At 74.2% G+C, this 16,268-nt stretch carries 12 protein-coding genes; 9 read left to right on the top strand and 3 right to left on the bottom strand.

Annotated features, from left to right (window positions below; all coding sequences use genetic code 11):
* Nucleotides 1–194 precede the first annotated feature (194 nt).
* The 6 genes from H297_RS0110365 to H297_RS0110340 all read left to right on the top strand — a co-directional run bounded on the left by H297_RS0110365 (nucleotide 195) and on the right by H297_RS0110340 (nucleotide 6,663).
* Nucleotides 195–998: a crotonase/enoyl-CoA hydratase family protein gene (locus H297_RS0110365; protein WP_027736986.1), complete on the top strand. Its 804-nt coding sequence runs from the start codon at nucleotides 195–197 to the stop codon at nucleotides 996–998.
* Nucleotides 999–1,022: 24 nt separating this feature from the next.
* Nucleotides 1,023–1,982: an OB-fold nucleic acid binding domain-containing protein gene (locus H297_RS0110360; protein ID WP_027736985.1), complete on the top strand. Its 960-nt coding sequence runs from the start codon at nucleotides 1,023–1,025 to the stop codon at nucleotides 1,980–1,982.
* Nucleotides 1,979–3,109: a thiolase domain-containing protein gene (locus tag H297_RS35670; RefSeq protein ID WP_051351733.1), complete on the top strand. Its 1,131-nt coding sequence runs from the start codon at nucleotides 1,979–1,981 to the stop codon at nucleotides 3,107–3,109. The genes H297_RS0110360 and H297_RS35670 overlap by 4 nt, the downstream gene beginning before the upstream one ends.
* A complete protein-coding gene (locus H297_RS0110350) occupies nucleotides 3,106–4,320 on the top strand; it encodes a thiolase domain-containing protein (protein ID WP_027736984.1) in 1,215 nt (404 codons plus the stop codon). The genes H297_RS35670 and H297_RS0110350 overlap by 4 nt, the downstream gene beginning before the upstream one ends.
* A 106-nt stretch (nucleotides 4,321–4,426) precedes the next feature.
* The gene (locus tag H297_RS35665; RefSeq protein WP_051351732.1) at nucleotides 4,427–6,145 is read left to right on the top strand and encodes an AAA family ATPase; all 1,719 of its coding nucleotides are present in this window, start codon (nucleotides 4,427–4,429) and stop codon (nucleotides 6,143–6,145) included.
* A gap of 20 nt (nucleotides 6,146–6,165) precedes the next feature.
* A complete protein-coding gene (locus H297_RS0110340; protein ID WP_027736983.1) occupies nucleotides 6,166–6,663 on the top strand; it encodes a hypothetical protein in 498 nt (165 codons plus the stop codon).
* Between the two features lie 97 nt (nucleotides 6,664–6,760).
* Here the strand turns inward: H297_RS0110340 and H297_RS0110335 are convergent, their stop codons facing one another.
* Both H297_RS0110335 and H297_RS0110330 read right to left on the bottom strand, forming a co-directional pair.
* Nucleotides 6,761–8,809 (bottom strand): peptidoglycan recognition protein family protein, encoded by a 2,049-nt coding sequence (locus tag H297_RS0110335; RefSeq protein ID WP_027736982.1) that lies wholly within the window; start codon nucleotides 8,807–8,809, stop codon nucleotides 6,761–6,763.
* A 256-nt stretch (nucleotides 8,810–9,065) separates the two neighbouring features.
* Nucleotides 9,066–10,277 carry a phosphotransferase gene (locus H297_RS0110330; protein ID WP_027736981.1) on the bottom strand — a complete coding sequence of 404 codons (1,212 nt, stop codon included), beginning with the start codon at nucleotides 10,275–10,277 and terminating at the stop codon, nucleotides 9,066–9,068.
* 247 nt (nucleotides 10,278–10,524) lie between these two features.
* Here H297_RS0110330 and H297_RS35660 point away from each other — a divergent pair, with 247 nt between their 5' ends.
* The gene (locus H297_RS35660) at nucleotides 10,525–12,105 is read left to right on the top strand and encodes a DNA-binding protein NsdB (protein ID WP_051351731.1); all 1,581 of its coding nucleotides are present in this window, start codon (nucleotides 10,525–10,527) and stop codon (nucleotides 12,103–12,105) included.
* Nucleotides 12,102–12,284, top strand: a complete 183-nt coding sequence (locus tag H297_RS0110320; protein ID WP_027736980.1) for a hypothetical protein — start codon at nucleotides 12,102–12,104, stop codon at nucleotides 12,282–12,284. The genes H297_RS35660 and H297_RS0110320 overlap by 4 nt, the downstream gene beginning before the upstream one ends.
* Here the strand turns inward: H297_RS0110320 and H297_RS0110315 are convergent.
* Nucleotides 12,274–13,896 carry a SpoIIE family protein phosphatase gene (locus H297_RS0110315; protein WP_027736979.1) on the bottom strand — a complete coding sequence of 541 codons (1,623 nt, stop codon included), beginning with the start codon at nucleotides 13,894–13,896 and terminating at the stop codon, nucleotides 12,274–12,276. The two genes, H297_RS0110320 and H297_RS0110315, sit on opposite strands and share 11 nt — an antisense overlap.
* Nucleotides 13,897–14,241: 345 nt before the next feature.
* Here H297_RS0110315 and H297_RS0110310 point away from each other — a divergent pair, with 345 nt between their 5' ends.
* Complete coding sequence (locus H297_RS0110310; RefSeq protein ID WP_027736978.1) at nucleotides 14,242–15,720, top strand: hypothetical protein; 1,479 nt, start codon at nucleotides 14,242–14,244, stop codon at nucleotides 15,718–15,720.
* Nucleotides 15,721–16,268: the final 548 nt, after the last annotated feature.

Here is a 16,268-nt window from a genome sequence, read left to right as displayed (position 1 = left end):
AGACGGGAAGAGGCCCCGCACAAGAAATATGACGACCTGTCAGAAACCTCTTGAAGTCCCCGTCGCGCTCCTGCAACCTGTTCCAGGTCCGCGCACACCCGCTGTCGCGCCCGCCGCCGACGCGCGCACCGGTGCCGCGCAACGCCCGCTGTCGCGCACACCTGCGTTCGGCCCTCTAGACGGGAGGTACCGCGATGGGCGGCACCGAACATCTGACCGCGGAGCGGGTGGGAGCCACCCTGGTCCTCACCCTCGACCGCCCCGAAGCCAGGAACGCCCTCTCGCTCCCCATGCTCGTCGGCCTTTACGACAGCTGGCTGGAGGCCGACCGGGACGACTCCGTCCGCTCCGTCGTCCTCACCGGCGCCGGCGGCACCTTCTGCGCCGGGATGGATCTCAAGGCACTGGCCGGGGACGGCATGGCAGGTCAGGACGACCATCGCGCCCGGCTGCGCGAGGATCCCGACCTGCACTGGAAGGCCATGCTCCGGCACCACCGGCCGCGCAAACCCGTGATCGCCGCTGTCGAGGGGCACTGCGTCGCGGGCGGTACCGAGATACTCCAGGGCACGGACATCCGGGTGGCCGGGCACAGCGCGGTCTTCGGACTCTACGAGGTGCGCCGCGGGCTGTTCCCCATCGGCGGCTCCACCGTCCGCCTGCCCCGCCAGATCCCGCGTACCCACGCCCTGGAGATGCTGCTGTCAGGACGCTCCTACAGCGCCGCCGAGGCCGAGCACATCGGACTGATCGGCCGCGTCGTGCCCGACGGCACCGCACTGGACGCGGCCCTGGAGACGGCCGCACGCGTCAACGCCTGCGCCCCGCTGGCCGTCGAGGCCGTGAAGGCGTCCGTGTACGAGACGGCCGCGATGACGGAGGAGGAGGGGCTCGCCGACGAACTCCGGCGCGGCTGGCCGATCTTCGACACCGCCGACGCCAAGGAAGGGGCACGGGCCTTCGCGCAGAAGCGGGAGCCGCACTTCACACGGGAGTGACGGCACGACGGAAAGGACCCCTTGATGAACGACGTGCTCACCGCGCCCCTGGTCGTCGAGTTCCCCTTCACCCGCTCGCTCGGCCCCGTCCTCAGCGCCTTCCTCACCGGTCTGCGGGAACGCACCGTCCTCGGGGTCAGGGCGAGCGACGGCCGCGTCGTCGTACCGCCCACCGAGTACGACCCGGTCACCGCCGAGGAGGTCCGCGACCTGGTGGAGGTCGGCCGGACGGGCACCGTCACCACCTGGTGCTGGAACGAGACCCCGCGCCGCGGACAGCCGCTCCAACGCCCCTTCGCCTGGGTGCTGGTCCGCCTCGACGGAGCCGACACCGCCCTCCTGCACGCCCTCGACGCACCGGGCGGGCCCGACTCCGTGCACACCGGCATGCGCGTGCGGATCCGCTGGGCACAGGAGCGTGCCGGGGCCCTCACCGACATCGCCTGCTTCGAGCCCGGGAACGGCGACGGGCCGGCCGTCTCCGCCGCCCCACCGACGCCGCACACCCAGGCGTTCGCCGACCCGGTGACCGGCATCGTCGCCCCGGCCCGCCTCGACTACACCTACACCCCCGGCCGCGCCCAGACCCGCTTCCTCGACGCCCTCACACAGCACCGCACCGTCGGCGAACGCTGCCCGCGGTGCCGCAAGGTCTACGTCCCGCCGCGCGGCGCCTGCCCCACCTGCGGTGTGGCCACCGGGGAACAGGTGGAGGTCGGCCCGGCGGGGACGGTGACCACCTTCTGCGTCGTCAACATCAAAGCCAAGGGCCTCGACATCGAGGTGCCCTACGTCTACGGGCACATCGCCCTCGACGGCGCCGGACTCGCCCTGCACGGGCGCATCGCCGGCATCCCCTACGACCAGGTCCGCATGGGTCTGCGCGTCGAGCCGGTGTGGACAGGCAGCGGCCGCTACCCGGACCACTACCGGCCCACCGGCGAGCCCGACGCGGACTACGAGACGTACAAGGAGCTGCTGTGAACAGCGCCGAAGCCGGCCAGGTCGCCGTCGTCGCCTTCGCCCAGACCGACCATGTGCGGGCGATCGACGGGCAATCCGAGGTCGAGATGCTGCTGCCCGTACTGCGCGATGTGCTCGGCCGGACCGGACTGTCGGCCAAAGAGATCGACTTCACCTGCTCCGGCTCCTCCGACTACCTCGCGGGCCGCCCCTTCTCCTTCACCATGACCCTCGACGGCGTCGGCGCCTGGCCGCCCATCGCCGAGTCCCATGTCGAGACGGACGGTGCCTGGGCGCTGTACGAGGCGTGGGTGAAGCTCCTGACCGGCGAGGCGGAGACCGCCCTGGTGTACTCCTGGGGCAAGTCCTCGGCCGGTGACCTGCCCGAAGTCCTCACCCGCCAGCTCGACCCGTACTACCTCGCGCCGCTGTGGCCCGACTCCGTCTCGCTGGCGGCACTTCAGGCCCGGGCCCTGATCGACGCGGGCGCCACCGACGAACGTGAGCTGGCCTGCATCGCCGCCCGCAGCCGCCGGGCGGCCACCGGGAACCCGCACGCCCAGCTGAGCGGATCCGCCGACCCCGACACCCTGCTGGACGCCGGCTACCTCGCCCAGCCGCTGCGCCGACACGACGTGCCGCCCGTCACCGACGGCGCCGCCGCGGTGGTGCTCGCCGCCGGGGACACCGCGCGCCGGCTCAGCGCCCGCCCCGCCTGGATCCGCGGCATCGACCACCGCATCGAACCCCACGCCCTCGGCGTACGCGACCTCACCGACTCCCCCTCCACCCGACTGGCCGCCGAGCGCGCCGGACTGTTCGACCCCGGCGCCCCGCCACCGGACCTGGCCGAACTCCACGCGCCGTTCACCTCGCAGGAGGTCGTCCTGCGCGCGGCGCTGCGGCTCGGTGCGGACACCGTGGTCAACCCCTCCGGCGGGCCGTTGGCGGCCAACCCCGTGATGGCCGCCGGACTCGTGCGGATCGGTGAGGCCGCCGCCCGCCTCAGCCGCGGCGAGGCCCGCCGTGCCGTGGCGCACGCCACCTCGGGCCCCTGCCTCCAGCAGAACCTGGTGGCCGTTCTGGAAGCCGACACCGTGGCCGACGAAGAAGCCGGCGCCCCGCCCGAGGGAGGAGAACACACATGAGCAACTCCACGGTCGCCTCCGGCGAACTCGGCTCCGCCAGGAGAAGCGGAAAGGAACCCGTCGCCGTCGTCGGCGTCGGCCAGACCGCACACGTCTCGGCACGCCACGACGTCTCGCTCGCCGGGATGGTGCGCGAGGCTGCGCTGCGCGCACTCCAGGACGCGGAGGTGTCCTGGGCCGACATCGACGCCGTGGTGATCGGGAAGGCGCCAGACTTCTTCGAGGGCGTCATGATGCCGGAGCTCTACCTCGCCGACGCGCTCGGTGCCGTCGGCAAGCCCATGCTGCGGGTGCACACGGCCGGTTCGGTCGGCGGGAGCACCGCACTGGTCGCCGCCAACCTGGTCGCGGCCCGCGTCCACCGCACCGTGCTGACCCTCGCGTTCGAGAAGCAGTCCGAGTCGAACGCCATGTGGGGGCTCTCCCTGCCCGTACCGTTCCAGCAGCCCCTGCTGGCCGGGGCGGGCGGCTTCTTCGCCCCCCACGTACGCGCCTACATGCACCGCACCTCCGCGCCCGACCACATCGGCGCCCTGGTGGCCTACAAGGACCGCCGCAACGCCCTGAAGAACCCCTACGCGCACCTGCACGAGGAGGACCTCACCCTGGAGCAGGTCCGCTCCTCACCGATGCTGTGGGACCCGATCCGCTACTCGGAGACCTGCCCCTCCTCCGACGGGGCCTGCGCCATGGTGCTGACCGACCGCACCGGCGCGGCCCGCGCCCCGCGCCCGCCCGCCTGGATGCACGGCGGCGCCATGCGCAGCGAACCCACGCTGTTCGCCGGCAAGGACGCCGTTTCACCGCGTGCGGGCAGCGACTGCGCCGCCGACGTCTACCGGCAGGCGGGCATCACCGACCCGCGCCGGGAGATCGACGCCGTCGAGATGTACGTGCCCTTCTCCTGGTACGAGCCGATGTGGCTGGAGAACCTCGGATTCGCCAAGGAGGGGGAGGGCTGGACGCTGACCGAGTCGGGTGCGACCGCACTGGACGGCGACCTGCCCGTCAACCCCTCGGGCGGCGTGCTGTCCACCAACCCCATCGGCGCCTCGGGCATGCTCCGCTTCGCCGAGGCGGCGCTCCAGGTGCGCGGTCTGGCGGGGGAGCACCAGGTCGAGGGGGCGCGCAGGGCGCTCGGACATGCCTACGGGGGCGGCGCCCAGTTCTTCTCGATGTGGCTGGTGGCCGCCGATCCGCCCGCCTCCTGACACCGTTGCGGCACCCTGGGCCGTTCGCCGAAGGCCTGCCCCGCCGCCCCCGCCTGGCGTAGGGTCGGCGCATCGGCGGACGAGCGAGGACGGCGGGGACGGGATCGTGGCGCTGCTGGAGCGGGAGGCCGAACTCGCCGCCGTCGAGCGGGAGCTGGACCTTCTCCGCGCCGCCGCCACCGGTGCTCCGCACGCCGGGCGGGCCGGAGTGCTCGCCTTCACCGGGGCCGACGGTCTCGGCAAGACGGCAGTGCTGCGTGCCCTCGCGGCACGGGCCGCCGCCCGCGGCTGCACCGTGCTGTACGCCCGGGGTGCCGAGCAGGAACGACAGAGCGGATTCGGCACGCTCCGCGCCCTCCTGGCGCCGGTCCGCCCCCTCCTCGGGGAGCGCACCTTCCGCGCCGCACCGGGCCGCGTGCACCGGCTGGCCGCCCCCGCCGTGGGACTGGCCGCGCCCGCGTGCGCCGTCGGCCCGCCGCCGTACCGGGTGCGGAGGGCACTCGACCGGCTCGTCGCCCACCTCGCCACCCGCTCCGCCCCTCTGGTCGTCCTCGTCGACGACGCCCAGTGGGCCGACCCCGCCTCGCTGGCCTGGCTCACCGGCTTCCTTCCGCGCGTCGGTCCACTGCCCCTGCTGTGCGCGGTCGCCTACGATCCCGCGACGGCACGCCCCGACCTGGCCGGGCTGCGGGCCGTGACCGAGAGCGGGACCCGACGCCCGCACGCCCTCGACCCGTTGACCGCTGCCGGCGTGCGCGCACTGGTCCGGGACGCCTACGGGCTCCCCGGCGCGGGGAACGATCCCGGCGCAGTGGTCCCGTTCGCCGCGGAGTGCCACACCCTCACGTCCGGCAACCCGCTGGCTCTCACCCACCTGCTGGCCCGCGCGAGGGCAGCCGGCCTCGCACCGCGCCCCGAGGCCCTCGGCTCCCCGGCCTCCTTGGCCGAGCTCGCCCGGGCGGAAGGCGCCGGTTTCCTCGACCACCTGCAGAGCCTGGGCCCCGACCGGGTCCGGCTCTGCTGGGCCGTCGCCGTCCTCGGGTCCGCCGCGACCCTCCCGCTGGCCACCCGCGTCGCCGGGCTCGACGCCGCGACGGCACGCGAGGCCGCCGCCGCGTTGCGCCGCGCCCACGTGCTGGCCCCGCCACCGTGCGAGCCAGGTGCCGCCCTGCCGGACTCCGCTGCGGTACCCGGTGCCGCCGTGCGGGGCACCGCCAGGCGGGGTGGAACGTACGGGAACGCGCCGGGCAGGGACGAGCCGCACAAGGGGGAGACGCTGGCTTTCGCCCACTCCTCCTACGAGGGCGAGGTCTACCGTGCGATCCCCGCCGGCCTCCGCACCGCCCTGCACGGCCAGACGGCAGCCATGCTCACCCTGACCGGGGGCGACCAGGCGGCGGGCGCCCGGCATCTGCTGGAGGTCCACCCCGACGCGGACCCCGCGGTCGTCGCGGAGCTGCGCCGGGCGGCCCGCAGCCACGCCGGGGCCGGGGCACCCGAGGCGGCGTACCGGCTGCTGGGACGCGCGCTGGGCGAACCGCCCGCTCGCCGGGACCGGCCCGTCGTGCTGTACGAGCTGGCCTGGTCCGCCCTCCGCTCCGGAGCCCCCGTCGCCGCGGCCCACCATCTGCGTGCCGCGCTCGCGGAGCCCTCCTGCGGCGCCGGGCTGCGCGCACGGGCGACCCGCGTACTGGCCCTCGCGGAACGGCATGCACCCGCCCCGCACCGGGGGTCCGCCGCAGTCGTGCGGCGCCCTCGGCGCACCCCGCGGCAGCGGCCCGGCGGCGAGGTCGGGCAGGAACAGGGCGCGGCGGGAACGCGGTAGCGGCCACGTACTATTGCGGCATGTCGTTCCTCCGCCGCCGCAGTGCCTCCGTGCCCGCAGGGCCGGATTTCGATGTCCTGGCCATGGACCCCTCCGACTGGCCGGGGAATCTCGGTGCGGGCCTGCTGCCCGCGCCGGACGGCACCTGCCAGGGCGTGTTCCTCCGGTACGACCTGTTCGGCGGCCGCGGTCCGGCGATGATCATCGGCAACCTCCCGGAGGGCTCCCCGGCGCGTGAGGTCGAGGAGAGCGAGGTGCCCTTCGAGGTGGCCCAGCTCCTGTCCGCGCTGGAGAACGACGAGCAGGTCGAGGTCCTCGGCACGGAGGACGACCCGGTGATGCACGAGGACAACCTGCTCATCGTGCGCCGGATCAAGCTCTCCGAGGACCGCATCTCCTGTGTCCAGTTCGACCGCAGCGACGGCGTCCTGGTCACCATCGCGAGCTGGGACCGCCCCATCACCGGCGACCTGTACGCCCTCCTCAAGCCGCTGCCGGCCGAGCTGTTCCAGCAGTGACCGCCGCCCGGCGCCGGGTGCTTCGGCGGCGGCTGCCCGCGGGGCCGGCCGCACTCGTGTGCGCACCGCCCCCGCGAGCGGGAACCCGTATGGTGCCTCAGCGCACCACGCGTACGTCCTCCGCCTTGACGAACGCGACCCGGTGGCCGAGCTGGATCTGGTAGTACTTCTGCTTGCCCCGCACCACCTGGAACTTCTCCGCCTTCGGGTCGTACTCCACCGCGTACAGGTACGCGCCCTTCGTCTGCAGCCCGGCCACATAGCGCTGGCCCGCCGACACCTTGTAGGGCAGGGGGGAGAGCGCCTGGACAGGCACGCCCTTCGGGTACGCGTCCGCCTCCGGGTAGGCGCGGCCGTAGACGGGGATCTCGTCGAGCCCCGCGCGGGGCTCGACCAGCATGCCTCGCCCGGGAACGGCGTTGGGCCGCCCGTGCGGGTTGTGGAACCAGGCCTTGTGGCCGAGATACCAGATCGCAGTCCAGGCACCCTTCCGCTCCGCGACGGCGTACTGCTGACCCACCGTGGCGCGCGCCCCCACGTCGTTCACATCGTCCGTCGCAGGGGAGCCGTCGGGGCGTAGACCGACGTCGTTGACCAGCGGCGAGGAGGCGTCCGGCTGCTGGTGCAGCCGGACCGCCGAGGAGCCGTGCGGCTCACAGGGCTTGCCCGCGGACCTGCACCCGGTGAAGACCGGCTCGTTGCCGTCGTAGGAGGGACGGATCGTCACGATGTCCGACCTCGGCCCGGCCTTCGGCGTGAACGGCTTGCCCAGCAGCGCGAAGTAGTGCTCCCAGTCCCAGAACGGCCCCGGGTCGGTGTGCATGTCCTTGATGCCCGAGGTGGTGGTGGCGGGCACGTTGTCGTGCCCGAGCACGTGCTGCCGGTCCAGCGGGATGTCGTACTTCTGGGCCAGGTACTTCACCAGCCGCGCCGAGCTGCGGTACATCTCCTCCGTGAACCAGGCGTCCGGGTCGCTCAGGAAGCCCTCGTGCTCCACGCCGACCGAGGTGGAGTTGAAGTACCAGTTCCCCGCGTGCCAGGCGGCGTCCTTGTTGCGCACGTGCTGGGCGACGTGTCCGTCCGACGAGCGGAGCGTGTACTGCCACGACACGTACGTCGGGTCGGTCACCAGGCCCAGCGTCTTCTCGTACACCTCTTCGGTGTCGTGGACGACGATGTAGTCGATCTTCTGGGACTCCGGCCGCCGCGTCCGGTCGTGGTTGCCGTAGTCCTCCTCGCCCGAGCTGTCGGTGAACTTCTCGTACGGAGCCGGGTACCACTCGCAGTCGACGGTGCGAGGGCACTCGGCCGTGCCGCGCGCCCCCGACGACCGGTCGTCGGCGGGGGCCGGGGTGCGCAGCCGGGGCGCGGCGTCGAGTGCGACCGTCTCCCCGCTGTCGTTGGTACGCCGCTCGCCGCTGCGCAGCACGTCGAACACGTCGTCGGCGAACGCGGTGGCCTCCGGGCCGCCCGCGCCGCCACCGGGGAACGCCGCCACGGCCTCGTACCAGTCGGCCGGGTCGGCGCTCAGCGGGTGGCCGAGTCTGCGCTGCGCGTCGGCCAGCAGGGCGGCCCCGCCGCGCACGTTCGCCGCCGCCGAGGAGCGCAGCGCCTCGTGGGAGAGCCCCGTCAGCTCGGACGCCCGCACGAGCGTGCGCAACCGGGCGGGCAGCTTCCCTGGGGCCTTCCCCTCCGTTCCTGTGCCGCCCGCCTGCTGCTCGGGGGCCTCGGCCGCGCGTACCGGGCGCGCCGCGTCGCCCCGGGCGTCCTCGGCGTCCGCGCGGTTCCGCGGCTTGGAGGCAGCCAGCGCAGCGCGGGCATCCGTGAGGTGCATCGGGCCGTAACCGCCCGAGACGCTCGCGGCACCGTGGTGGGTGTCCCAGCGCGACTGCAGGTAGGAGACGCCGAGCAGCACGTTCTCGGGTACCTGATAGCGCTCGGCGGCGGCCGCGAACTGCCCGGTCAGGGAAGCGTCCGACGGCCCACCCGCGGTCGCCTGGGTGCCGGCCGTCAGCAGGGGGACGACGAGTGCGGCCGCCGCCACCGGGACGGCCGCCGTGCGGGCGGCGCGCCGCCCGCGCAAGGGTCTGCCGCCGCGTCTGCCGCCGGCCGAGGTGCTCTCGGAGTCACGGAAAGGTCGTGGCAATGCCGCCTCCTCGGGGTGTGCGCCCGGGGATCACGGGCGCGAGCAGTCCTCAGAGGTACCGACTGGCCGACGATCCGTCAATCATTCCGCGCACACCCGGGCGCCGCCCGTCACCCGGGAGGTGGGGTGCCGGAGGTCTGCACCGGTGGCACCCCACCTCCCGGGTGACACACCCGCGCCCCTGCGGGTGCCCTCCGCAGGGGCGCGGGCGCCAGGGGCCGCGGGGGCGGGGCGAGGGCCCGCCGGACGTCGCCGCTCAGCGGGTGCCGACAGCGGCCCGCACGGCACGCCGCGCCGTGGCGCAGTCCTCGTGCAGCCTGCGCAGCAGCAGCCGTTGTGCCTCCCCGGCCGGCATCACGCCCGCTCGGGCCGCTGCCGCCGCCTCCGCCGCACCCTGGGGTGAGGTGTCCCGCATGGTGCGCTGCACCGCCGTCTCGCAGGTACGGATCTCCCGGGTGAGAATCAGCATCAGATTCACCAGGAAGGCGTCGCGGGCGGCAGGCCCCGACTTCTGGGCGAGCTGGCTGATCTGACGGCGGGCCAGCGGCGCGTCACCCAGGACCGACCAGAGCGAGGCCAGGTCGTACCCCGGCAGGTACCAGCCCGCGTGCTCCCAGTCGACCAGCGCGGGGCCCGTCGGTCCCAGCATCACGTTCGTCAGCAGCGCGTCCCCGTGGCAGAACTGCCACGGCACGCTGCGCCGCCTGCCGCGCGGGCCGCCGGGCTGGACCAGGCCGTGCAGCAGCTTGTGCAGATCGCCCAGGTCGCGGTCGGTCAGCAGACCCCGCTCGTGGTACCGGTCCAGCTTGGCCGGGTAGTCGACCGGCCGCTCGAACAGGCCGCACGGCGGCTCCCACTGGTTGACCCGGTGGAAGGAGCCGAGCACCGCGCGCAGGTCCCCGGCGGGCGGCGCCTGGACCGGATGCCGCTGGGCCGCCGCGACCCTGCCCGGCACCCGTTCGATGACCAGCGTGCAGGTGTCCGGGTCGGCAGCGATCAGCCGGGGCGTACGGATCGGCGGACGGTGCCGTACGAAGGCGCGGTAGACCGCTATTTCGTGCTGGAAGCGTTCCACCCACGCGGAGGAGTGATCCACCAGGCACTTGGCGATCACAGTGGTCCGCCCCGCCGTGCCCGCCAGGAGCACGGACCGCCCGCGCTTGCGGAGCATCTGGGCGGGGGCGAAGTCCGGACAGATGCGATGGATCGAGGCGATGGCGCTGCGGAGCTGCGCGCCGTGCGGGCCGGACAAGTCCAGCCTCCCGCTGACGGGTCGAGACACAGAGGGGGTCGCGCGCCCGGGGCTCGCGTCGGGATGTGCGCCGGCGCGCGGGCCGGGCGGAGCCGGGGTGCGCGAGGGGTCGCGCGACGGCTCGGGAGCCAGCAGCGCCGCTCGCCTTCCGTAAGGCTGCGGCGGAGCCGCCCGGGGCCGGCGCTGCACGGACACGGGGGACGGTGCTGAAGACATGGGCGCGCGGAATCCCTTCGTGTGCCGACGGGTTGCCGCGCCCCCCGGCTGCCCGCCACGAACCTGTGCACCCTGGGGAATGCGGGCCGGACAGCGGGACCGGGGTGACGCGTTCCTACAGCACACCCCGCGGCGGGTGGCACACCATCTGGCGCACCCTGGCGAACCCTGGCGAATGCGCCCGGGGCCGCCGCATCAGGCCCTACGGAGGCTACTGTCAACTCAGCCGAGAACCTGGGGGCTTGACGTGACCAAGGGACCCAACCCGCGCCTCGCGGACCTCTTCGCCCTCGCCGGCTGGTCCAAGGGCGAGCTTGCCCGGCTGGTCAACCGGCAGGCGGCGGTCATGGGGTATCCGCAACTGGCGACCGACACCTCACGGGTGCGGCGTTGGATCGACACGGGGGAGACCCCGCGCGATCCGGTGCCCAAGGTGCTGGCGTCCCTGTTCACCGAGCGACTCGGCCGTGTCGTGACCACAGAGGACCTCGGGTTCAGCCGGCCGGGGCAGACGGCCCAGGGCGAACCCGCCGAAGGGTTGCCCCTGCCGTCCGGGCAGGTTGCCGCGGTCCTCACCGAATTCACGGGAATGGACCTCATGCTCAACCGACGCGGCTTGGTGGGTGCGGGCGCCGCGCTCGCCGCAGGATCGGCACTCAGCAGTGCCATGTACGACTGGCTCACCGCGGACCCGGCCGGGTCCGCGCACACCGCGGGCCCGGCCCATGCCGGACCCGCTGCCTACGGCCGCTACGAGGCGGCCCCCGTGGGCCTGCAGGAGATCGAGGCGCTGGAACGCTCCGTCGACGTGTTCCGCGCCTGGGACGCCGCCCGAGGCGGCGGGCTGCAGCGCAAGGCCGTGGTGGGCCAGCTCAACGAGGTGGGCGGCATGCTCGCCTACCACCACCCCGAGTCGCTGCAGCGACGGCTGTGGGGGGTCGCGGCCAACCTCGCCGTGCTGGCGGGGTGGATGTCGCACGACGTGGGGTTCGAACCCACGGCGCAGAAGTACTTCGTCATCGCCGCGCACGCCGCTCGGGAAGGCGGTGACCGCCCCCGCGCCGGGGAGGCCCTCTCCCGGGCCGCGCGCCAGATGGTGCACCTGGGCCGCCCCGAGGACGCCCTCGACCTGGTGCAGCTCGCCCAGTCCGGGTCCGGTGACGGGACGCTGCCCCGCACCCGCGCCATGTTCCACACCATCGAGGCCTGGGCGCAGGCCTCCATGGGGCAGGGCCAGGAGATGCGGCGCACCCTGGGCAGGGCCGAGGAGCTGTTCGTCTCGGACAACGGAGACGCGCCGCCGCCCGACTGGATGCAGATGTTCGACGAGGCGGACCTGCACGGCATGGAGGCGCTCGCCTTCCGTACCCTCGCCGATCACGAACCGGTGGCGGCCAAGGCGGCCGAGCACCACGCCCAACGGGCCCTCGCGCTGCGGGAGGGGGGGCGGCAGCGCTCCCAGATCTTCGACTACATCTCGCTCGCGTCCGCGTACTTCCTCTCCGACGATCCCGACCAGGCCGACCGCTACGCCCGCCTCGCCCTGCTGTCCGTCAACGAGAACTCCTCGCACCGCACGTGGGACCGGCTGCGGGAGATGTACCGCCTCACCGGGCAGTACGCCGGTCACGGCAAGGTCGACCAGCTCCGTGAGGAGCTGCGGGAGGCGCTGCCCCGGGCCCCCAAGCCGTCCCGCGACGGCAGCGGACTCAAGGACGCCGACGCGCTGAAACGTGCACACGGCGACGTCCGGGACATACCGGGGCGCCCGCGAGGCGGCCGGGGAGGGGGCGGCCCGGCTCCGTCGAAAGGTGTCAGGCCGGTGTGAGCGACGCACCGGTGTACACCGGTCGTGCCCGGCGCCCCGTGGCGCCGCCCGGAAAGGTGGCCGCCGAGGTGCCGGGCGCGTCGGGCATCCGCAACTGTGCGGTCACAGCGGCCGGCGCGGCGCCGTCGGCGAACAGCCTCACGACGCGACGGCAGCGTGACGGCGGCTTCACGGCGTGACGCGCGCGACGAGGACACAGGCGTCGTCCTCGCGGCTGAGGTCGTCGAACTCCTCGGCGACCAGGCGGACGCACTCCTGCGCCGAGGCGGCCCGCGACAACTGCGGTGCGAGAGCGGGCAGTCCGGTCGCGCCGGGGTGCGGCATACCGTCGTGGCGCGGTGCCCCCGGGCGGCCGCCCGCAGGGGTGAGGCCATCGGTGTGCAGCACCAACAGGTCGCCGGGTGCGAGGCGTTCGGTGCGCTGCTCGTAGACGGCTCCTGATGTGACGCCCAGCAGTACACCCTCCGGGCGGGCCGGCATCCGTGCGTGCCCGGCACGGACGAGCAGCGGGGGCGGGTGTCCCGCCTGCGCCCAGGTGAGGGTCCGGGTGCGGGGCTCGTAGCGGCAGCACAGGGCGCTGCCGAGCGACGGCTGGGAGGCGGTGTCGAGCAGCTTGTTGAGGTAGCCCATCAGGGCGCCCGGCTCGACGCCCGCGACGGCCAGGCCGCGTACGGCGCCCAGCAGCGTGGCGACACCCGAGGTGGCGGCCACTCCGTGGCCGGTCAGGTCACCGGTCGTCAACAGAGTGGATCCGTCGGGCAGTTCCAGCGCGTCGTACCAGTCACCCCCGATCAGCGCGCCGGTGGCGGAGGGCAGGTAGTGGGCGGCCAGGTCGAGCGCGCCGGTGACCCGTTCGTCACCGTGCGGGAAGCGCAGCGAGCCCCGCCACGGGGGGAGCACGGCGCGTTGCAGCTCGACGGCGAGCCGGCGCTCGGTCTGGGCGAGGTGCCGTTCGTGCTGGAACGTCTCCCGCGTCTCGCGTACCGCCCGCTCGCTGCGCCGCAGTTGGCTGACATCGCGGACCACCGCCCACATCGAGGCGGTTCCTCCGTCGTCGTCGAGCAGCGGTTCGCCGACCAGATGCACCGTGCGTACGGAACCGTCCGGGCGGACCAGCCGGAACTCGTGGTCGACCGCACGGCCGTCGACCAGGCAGTCGGTGAAGGCGGTGGCCAGGGCCGACTGGTCCTCCGGCACCACCCACGAGGGCAGCTCGTCCAGGGAGAGGGGGCCGTCCTGCGTGGTCCGGCCGAAGATCCGGTAGAGCTCCGGGGACCAGGAGACCTCGTCCGTCAGCAGGTTCCAGTCGGCGCTGCCGACCCGGCCGGCCAGCTCGGACGGGGCCTCCCCGCGGGGAGCGGGGCGTGCCCCGTAGGCGGCGCCGGGGTGGCCTTCCGCGGGGTGACCGGGGGTGGAAAGCGGTCCGGTGGGGGAGTCCGGCCCGGGATGCATGGGGGGCCGGGCGTCCGGCTGGAGCGGGGGGAGGTCGGCGGGTGCTCCGGCATGCGGGACGTGCGGCGGCAGGCCCTCGCGTAACTGGTCGAGCTGCCCGCCCAGGTCGTCGAGCTGGTGGACGGCGAGCTCGCACAGGGCGCGCTGCCACCGTGCGCGCAGGTCGCCCGCGGCGATCCCGGGCTCCGTAGCGGCCCCGTCGCTCCTGTTCTCTCCCGCTCCCCGTCGGACCGCGTCGAGACCGCCGCGCAGGGTGCGGGCCTGGCTGATCAGAGCGTCCAGTGTGCTGCGGTCCGGGGGCTCGGCGGTGGAATGGTCCGCATGCGGATGGAAGGACATGAGGCGCTCCGATACGGGGGAGAGACGATTACGACTGTGGCACAGCCGGCGACTGCCCGTAAGGGATTCGGCCACACTCGATCCGGTGGTGCTGTCGTCATATGTCACCGTTCGCCCGTGCCCTCGCGGGCGGGAGCGCCGCGCCCTCGTGGGGGCGGCGGAGCCGGTGCGCGGCCCCTTGACCTCGGGGCTCGGCGGAATGCTTACTTCCGGGTAGGCTCCGGCCGGGCCGGCGGCACCGCATCCCGGGTGAAACCCAGGAGTAGAACCGCTGTCACCGGCAAGAATGCCCGGCAACGGAAATCCCGTTGCCAGTCGAATACCCCGCACCGGATGCTGACTCTTATGTTCGTCGATTCCGTCGATTCAGACATAGCGCCCAGCGGTACGCTGCTCGGTCTCCTGCAGAGGGGCCGTGGCGACGGCACGCTGCATGCCCTGGCGGCGCCGCGCGCCGAAGCGCTCGGAGCGCTGCGGCACTGCGTGCTGCACGACCCCAGGCGTGACTGGCAGATCGAACACCGCTCCCTCTACTACGCGCGCCTGCACAGGGAGCTGGACGCCGGGCTCGACGACATCGCCGCGCACCTCTTCGACCCCGCCGACCACGAGTGCGCCCCGGAGGAGACCGAGGCCCGCACCGGACTCGCGCTCTCCGTGCTCGGCCACCTCGCCTCCTACGCGACGGCACAGGGCACCACCTGGCAGCAGAACGCTCCGCTGCGGCTGCTGCGCCGCTACGCCACCGCCGGCAGCAACTGGCAGTGGGCGCTGGACGAACTCGCCGTACGTGACGACGACGCCGGACTGCGCCCGCTCGGTCCGGCGGTGCTGGCCCGGTTCCCGCAGACCCCCGAGGGCGATGCGGAGCTGGCGGCCGCCGCGCGCGACGCCTTCGAGCCCCGCCCCTGGCGGCTGTGGGCCGAGGACCCCGCGCACCCCGAGCAGGCCGACCGGCTGCGGCGGGTGCGGGAGTGCCGCTCCTTCGACCGCTGGCAGCGCCAGTTGCGTACGGACGGCCCGCGGCCCGGCTGGAACGTGGCGGAGATCCTCGACTGGGCCCAGGACGGTTACGAACAGCACCCGCCCCAGCACCGTGAGGCCCCGGCGGCACGCTGCCTGTCCGCCGTCGCCGGACCGGACGACCGGCCGCTGCTCCTGCAGGCGGCCCGCGGCCCCCGCGAGGCAGCGCGCGCCGCCGCCCTGCGGCACCTGGCCGACCGCAACGATCCCGCCGTACTCGACCTCGTGGAGCAGGCCGCAGGAGAGCTCGACGAGGCACTGGCCCGCTCCGCGCTCTCCTCCTTCGCCCGCATGCGCTCTCTGGCCGCGCTCGAACGCGCCCGGAAGTGGGCAGCCGCTCCCGAGGGCTCGCTGCCCGACGGGCTCGCCGCCGTCGCCGCTGAGATGCTCGCCTGCCGGGGCGGCGCCCGGGATGCCGACGCCGTGCTGGCCGCCCTGCGCCGCACCATCCGCCTGGAGGGCCCCGACAGCGCCGCCCTGTGGCCGCTGGTGGACGGCGCCGGGCGGCTTTCCATCGCCTGCGCCGCGCCCGTGCTCCGGCACATCTACCGGGAGACCGCTTCCTCACAGCTGCGGGGGCGCACCGCCCGCTCCCTGGCCGCCACGGACCCCTCGTTCGCCGCGGGGTTCGCCATCGAGTGCCTGTGGGACTGCGAGGAGTCCACCCGCCAGGTCGCCGCGGAGTGCGCCGCCACGGGGGACGCCCGCGTGGTGGAGCGCCTGCGCAGGCTGGCCGCCGACCCGGCTGAGGAGGCGGACGTCCAGACCGCGGTCCGCGGCCGCCTCACCCCGCCCGCCTGACCGCCTGCCGGTGCGGCGACGCCCAGGGCTGCGACCTGTGGCGGGGAGGTGAACAGCCGGAACAGCACCTCGCGCAGGACATTGCGGAAGACGCCCGGGGGCACGGTCGGTCCCGCTTCTCGCCAGTCGTGTGGCGGGCGGAGTCAGTGCCCGATGATCCGGCTGCGCCGGACGTCCGTGACCCGCTCGGCGGTGCCGGTTCAGCCTGACAGTTCGCGGTCGCCGCGGAGTCCGCCAGCACTGCGGCAGGGCTCGGGCCCAGCCACGGCCCATCGGCGAGCACCGACCCCCGCATGCCCCGCCACGATGTGCCGTTCCGGCCTGTGGCGCACTACGGACGGCGTCCGCCTCCCCACGGCTCCTCGTGCGCGAGCGGCACCGCGGGAGGGCCCGTACGGATGGCCGCGGTGAGACGCGGCGTGCCGGCCGAACTGCGTGCGTCACCGCGGCTCGTCCTCCACGTCGTGCGCGACCTCGGCCGCTTCCACGAGCTCTGCCGGCCGGCAGCCAGGAGGTCTCGGGCACGCCGCGGGGCGGTGACGCGCCGC

Source organism: Streptomyces sp. CNT360 (assembly GCF_000424785.1).
The sequence above is the reverse complement of the archived record's forward strand: the minus strand, read 5'-3'. Positions and strand labels throughout refer to the sequence as shown.